General features: G+C 63.5%; 2 protein-coding genes. Both read left to right on the forward strand.

The window, feature by feature from the left end:
• Positions 1–78: 78 nt before the first annotated feature.
• Positions 79–636: a hypothetical protein gene (locus ACP7BL_RS17855; protein WP_339426638.1), complete on the forward strand. Its 558-nt coding sequence runs from the start codon at positions 79–81 to the stop codon at positions 634–636.
• A 73-nt stretch (positions 637–709) separates the two neighbouring features.
• Positions 710–1000, forward strand: a 291-nt coding sequence (locus ACP7BL_RS17860; RefSeq protein WP_426258930.1) for a hypothetical protein, incomplete at its 3' end; no start/stop codon positions are given.

Below are 1000 nucleotides of genomic sequence, written 5' to 3' on the forward strand. Positions count from 1 at the left end.
CCTCGGCCTCAGCAAGAATACTGTCGCCGCTATCGTCGGACGGGCACGGGTGGATGCAGCGTCGGTCGAGGAAGCGGCATGACCGGACTTCCCGGAAAATTCCCGCCGGATCCTCGGCGCAAGGCGCGGTTTCGTGAAATCGCGCGCGCGATCGTCGCCAAGGACCGCTCCGATCGGAAGTACGGCCTTACCGTCGATACCGCCGGTGCCATCGCCCAAGCGCTGGAGCGCGCATATCGGGACGGCGTGCGGGACGGTCCCGCAGCATCGACCCCGTTGCCGGAACAGTCCGATACCGGCCCGGTCGAATGGGCGCTGATCCCGCCGCGCCCCCGCGAAGCCTTCTGGAGTACCTGCCTGGCTATCCTGGGCGGTGACGGCAGCCGGTCGCGCGATGGCCATCTGGCACCTGCGATCACTGAACGCGGCACGCCGGGCTGGGCCATCATCGCACAAGGTCGCAACCCTGGCAGGTTGATCGGTGAACGCAACATCAGGCCGCTCGTCCGCCTGAACCTGCTCGATCATGCGCCAGATCGGCCGGAACACCTGCTCCTGACCGGACGGGGACAGGAAACCTGGTTCCTGTTCTGCCAGCTTGGTGGGCGTTACCCCGAAGACCTCACCGACATATGATCCGGCTTTGTCCCTTACCATCCAGGACGGATTACAGGTTGCCCGGCAACAAGCTGCGTCGCATCATCATGTGATGCTGACGTTCGGCTTCTCCACCCTGATCGACTTTTTGAGCTGGATCGCCGCTCTTGCCATCGGCCTGAAGGTCGCGGCGACGTTGATCGTGCTGATAGTAAACAAGGACATGCGCGATCAACCCGGATGGGGATCGGCCTTGTGGTGGGTGACCAAGATAACCCCGATCGTCGCGGTTTCCTGTCTCATCTGCATTGCCCTGCGGCAACGCGATACAGGGTTGGTCTGGTTCTACTGTGCTGCGGGGCTGTTCGTTGTGGTCGCGGTGCCGCTGAAGATCCGGCAGCGG

This window comes from Sphingomonas sp. DC1600-2, assembly GCF_049897605.1.
In the GTDB taxonomy this organism is placed as follows: Bacteria; Pseudomonadota; Alphaproteobacteria; order Sphingomonadales; family Sphingomonadaceae; genus Sphingomonas.